Annotated in this window: 3 protein-coding genes and 1 pseudogene; 3 read left to right on the top strand and 1 reads right to left on the bottom strand. The window is 36.6% G+C overall.

Annotated features, from left to right (window positions below):
• Window positions 1-603: 603 nt before the first annotated feature.
• The 3 genes and pseudogenes from VB654_RS22900 (at window position 604) to VB654_RS22890 (ending at window position 3,612) form a co-directional block, all read left to right on the top strand.
• The gene (locus VB654_RS22900) at window positions 604-1,845 is read left to right on the top strand and encodes an aminoglycoside phosphotransferase family protein (protein ID WP_323216123.1); all 1,242 of its coding nucleotides are present in this window, start codon (window positions 604-606) and stop codon (window positions 1,843-1,845) included.
• 31 nt (window positions 1,846-1,876) lie between these two features.
• A complete protein-coding gene (locus VB654_RS22895) occupies window positions 1,877-2,965 on the top strand; it encodes a T3SS effector HopA1 family protein (protein ID WP_323216122.1) in 1,089 nt (362 codons plus the stop codon).
• Window positions 2,966-3,130: 165 nt separating this feature from the next.
• A pseudogene (locus VB654_RS22890) lies at window positions 3,131-3,612 on the top strand (acyl-CoA thioesterase).
• Here the strand turns inward: VB654_RS22890 and VB654_RS22885 are convergent.
• Window positions 3,595-4,642 (bottom strand): 2-succinylbenzoate--CoA ligase (locus VB654_RS22885; protein ID WP_323216121.1); only part of this gene is annotated, 1,048 nt, incomplete at its 5' end. The pseudogene VB654_RS22890 and the gene VB654_RS22885 sit on opposite strands and share 18 nt — an antisense overlap.

The following is a 4,642-nucleotide window of genomic DNA, read 5'->3' as shown; positions in this document are numbered from 1 at the left end:
TATTCAGAATTTAATCAACTAGCGCTTCAGTATTGAGGATTAACTTTACTGCACTTTTACAGCATCAACTTAGTAATAAATATCACTTTAAAGCCATTAATCCAGTATCAATTATTAATATCTGGCGAAGAAATAATCTCTGACAGCCGAAAACATCCGGTTTTTTTGAGTTGGTGATGATAAATAAAAATAAGGCTGTATATAATTTTTGTGGTGTTGAGGATCTACGCGATTCTACTCTCCCTGTTAAATTAGCCATACTGAAAATGAGATGAATCGTTGTTTTTACGAAATTAATCGGCAGAATCATATCAGTAAAAGGAAAAATTTCCCGTAAAAAATGCTTGTATAGGATAATATCTCTCTTTAGATAGTTGTCAATTTTCTATTTTTCAGTGGATATCTTGCAATATTTTATAGTGTTTTGTCAGTATAATTTAAATTAAAATTTAAAGTTATATTGCCATTATGGCGAGTTTTAATTTGACAGATGAGATATTAATATATAAGAGCAATTTTTGCTGCCTATCAAAACTGCTAAAGCAAGATTAATCTCAATTAATGGTAATTTTAACAATAATTTTACGAAGTAGGACATAGTATATGTTATTATCACTGTCTTCTCACAACATTATCCAGTATCTGCAAGAAACAGGTCTGTGTTGCTCAGAAGATGGAGCAGCAAATAAATATGAGTTGGTGAAAAGTAGCCAGCATAATTTAAATTTACGGGTAACTCTAGCAGGTAATCAAAAACTGCTGGTAAAACAAAAACATCATATTGAAAATAATGAAAATCCCCATGTATTTTTTAATGAGTGGTTGTTTCACCAATTGCTGCAACAGTTTCCGGTGCTGGGAAATATTTCGGCATTCGCACCATCAATACTACATTTTAATGAGGAGAGTTCCATCCTCGTTCGTAATTATTTAAGTGAATATTCAGAACTAAATGAATTTTATGGCCACAACGATATTTTTCCGCCGGAAATTGCTACCGCCATTGGTACGTCATTAGCGGAACTTCATCGTGCTACCTTTCAACAGCGAGAATATCGTGATTTTATGGCAACTGCACCTGAAGGACAGTTTCGCTATAACTTTTACAATCCGGCGCAAGGGGTAGATTCAATTAGCCCAGAAATCTTTGGTACAGTTCCCACTGAGGCATTAAAATTCTACCTACTTTATCAACGTTATGAAAGTTTAGAATCAGCGATCGCGGATTTGGCTTATGAATGGCAACCTTGTTGCTTGACACACAACGACCTGAACTTAAATAATATCTTAATTCATTCTCGTTGGGATCAGCTAGACAATTGCCTAATTAAATTGATTGATTGGGAAGCTTGTAGTTGGGGAGATCCAGCCGTTGATTTGGGTAGTCTAATTGCCAGCTATTTAGGGATTTGGCTTTCTAGTTTAGTGGTAGATTCCAGCATTGAGTTAGAAGAATCACTGCGTTTAGCCATGACACCCTTAGAGATGCTTCAACCTTCATTGCTGGCGTTAATGCGGGCTTATCTGAATGCTTTTCCCATGATTTTGGAGTACCGGAGTGATTTTATTGTCCGAGTCATCCAGTTTACGGGACTGGCACTAATTAATCAAATTCAAGAAACTATTAAGTATCGTAAATACTTTGGTAATAATGACATTTATATGCTGCAAATTGCTAAAAATCTCCTGACTATACCCGAACAATCTGTATTGAGTATTTTTGGGGTTTCTGAGTCAAAAATTGTTAAATCTTCAGCAATAGTTCATAAATTTGTTCAACTTGAAGGAGAGAAAAAATTAGTTCCTGTTTATTACCAAAAAACTCGGCTGCGTGGTTTCAATTAAAATCTTTGTGGAATTTATTCTGAATTAATTAATGCTAAATTCTTCTACTAATTCTTTACTAACTCCTCTGTTTGATATTGCTAGTAATATTGAGATTAAGTCCAATTTTTGTATTCATCATCCAAATTATCAACCCTTTGCTTTACCAGCTAAAGTAGCGGATAGATTCCAACAAAATTCTGTGGCTTTGCAGCATAAATATCTCAGTCTATTACTGCGAAATTTTCTGTATGGTATCTATTATAATGGTTCTTTACAAAGCACCTTGGCTGTTAATATTGAAACTGCCCATTGCTTGCGACACCAAAATTTAGAAATTAATTCTATTTTAGATGTTGATTGGGAGTTTTACGAACAACTACAAACTAGCAATCACGGTAAAGGTTATTTTGACCCCAGTTGGCAGGTGTTGAGTCTGGAACCGGATGGAAGTATGGCAGTAACTAAAGGTGGTTTGACTGTCTATGTAGAACCAGAATGTCACCTCAAACCCGGTAAAAAATCGGCTAAGGTGGGAGAATCAGTGGCTATTTGGATGCCTAAAAATCGATTGCAAAAGGGCTGTTATTTAGCAGTAAGCAACGTTGGACAGGAAAAGCAAGGTAATCCAGATGCGGATTTGGGGATTGGTAGAATCTATTTTAACTTTACCTCATCTGGTGCGATCGCTTGCATGGATGGATTGACGCAACAACTCAATGCAGCTAGTATTCCGTTTACTTTTCAGGTTCTCTATAATTCTGCTGCATACGGCCGTTATGACTCAGGTATACTTTATTTTGAACGCCAGGATTATGCCGAAATTCGCAAAGTTCTTCAGGTTGTTTATACAAAGTATCAATCTCATTTTCAGCCAGAAATACCTTTGTTTACCAAGTTTTTAGCCCCAGGATTGAGTCTAGCTGAAGAACCAAGCCAAAAGTTCACCGCACAAGAAAGTTTTGGGATGAACCGTTGTCAAATTGTGGCAAATGCTTTGTTGGAAGCTTGGGAAAAAGGTAAGAATGCGATGGAGGAACGTATGAGGACGATTGACCAACATTTTTCTCAGCATTTGATTGATTTACAGCGTCCTTATCTCAACCCTTGTTCTGAGGATATATACCAACCTTTGAAATAATTCGTAATTTGTAATTCGTAATTCGTAATTCGTAATTCGTAATTCGTAATTCGTAATTCGTAATTCGTAATTCGTAATTCGTAATTTGTAATTTGTAATTTATTTGGTGTTGGGCTGTGGTTTATTATGATCAAGTGGCCTTTGCTAATTACGAACTAATAAATAATGTCTTTTATTTATCATCGGACTATTCGCCTTCAAGATACAGATGCTGCTGGAGTAGTTTATTTTGCTAATGTTTTGTCTATTTGTCATGAAGCTTATGAAGCATCTTTAGAAGCATCAAATATTGATCTCAAAGCTTTTTTTACTCATCCATCTGTGGCTTTTCCGATTGTTCATGGGAATGTAGATTTTTTTCGCCCGATGTTCTGTGGGGATAAGTTGGAAATTAGTTTAATTCCTCAGAAATTAGGTGTAAATAAGTTTGAAGTTACTTATGCAATAATGGTTGACAATGTGCTGGTTGCTAAGGCTGTTACTAGACACGTTTGTATTGATGCGGTTAGTAGAAGTAAGCAGGATTTATCGGCTGAGATGATTCAGTGGTTAGAAACGTAGACACGTACCGCCTTCGCGCAGCGTATGCCCCCAGGGCTTTAGACGCAGAGGGCGCAGAGAGAAGAAAGTTAAGAGAGATTTTGTAGATGTTCTTTGGCTATTTTTTGCAGGTGTTGGCGGTTGATTTTTCCTTGGGAATTTCGGGGTAAGGTGGTTACAGCAATCCAATGTTTGGGAATTTTGAATTTGCTGAGTTTTTGATTGAGTTCTGTTTGCAGTTTTAAGGTGGAAATATGGGGATGTTTGGGAATATAAATGGCTGTTACTGCTTGTCCCCAGTGTTTATCAGGTAAGCCGATGATACAAACATCAGTTACCATTTGAGTTGTTCTGATTGCGGCTTCAATTTCGGCTGGGTAAATGTTTTCTCCACCTGTGATAATTTTGTCGCTGCTACGTCCGATAATATTTAAATAACCTTGTGAATCTAAATATCCTAAGTCGTCTAGTTGTAAATAATGGTGATTTTCGCAGGTTTGTGGATAGTAGCCCAGGGCTAATGATTGCGCCTGAATGGTGATATTTCCAGTTTGATTAGTGTTTAAAACTTCACCTTGTTGATTGCGAATCTTTACCTGTGCATGAGGAAGAATTTGACCACTGTTAATTTTACCATTTAAAAAGTCATCGGGTTTGAGGGTGGCAATTTGAGAGGCTGTTTCTGTCATGCCATAAGTTGGTGCTAAACGAATGCGGTGAAATCTCGCTTTTTCTAAGAGTTCATCCCACGCTGGTGCGCCTCCTAAAAGTACAGTTTGGAATTGGGATAGCCATTGTGTTAATTGGGGGTTTTCTAGTAAGCGTTGTAATTGTGTGGGTACTAAAGATATGAAAAAATTTTCTGGTTTAATTTGATATTCTGGACTAGATGCTAAAGTTTTAAATGGTGCGATAGCTAATTTACCTCCAGTGGTAAAAGAACGCATAAATTGCATCAATCCACTAACATGATATAGCGGTAATACACAAAAAGAATTGACTTGGGTTAGCTGAAAATATTCTGTAAATCCTTGTACAGATGCTATGAGAGTTTCCCATGTATGAATAGCAAATTTAATTTTTCCCGATGAACCACCTGTAGGAATCATGATGTATGGGGCTTGAAAGGAGGTATTA

The organism is Nodularia sp. UHCC 0506 (assembly GCF_034931045.1).
Classification (GTDB): Bacteria; Cyanobacteriota; Cyanobacteriia; order Cyanobacteriales; family Nostocaceae; genus Nodularia.
The sequence above is the reverse complement of the archived record's forward strand: the minus strand, read 5'-3'. Positions and strand labels throughout refer to the sequence as shown.

Excerpts from the sequence above, each read along its gene's own strand:
- VB654_RS22900 (WP_323216123.1), top strand. The coding sequence starts at position 604 with ATGTTATTATCACTGTCTTCTCACAACATTATCCAGTATCTGCAAGAA.
- VB654_RS22895 (WP_323216122.1), top strand. The coding sequence starts at position 1,877 with ATGCTAAATTCTTCTACTAATTCTTTACTAACTCCTCTGTTTGATATT.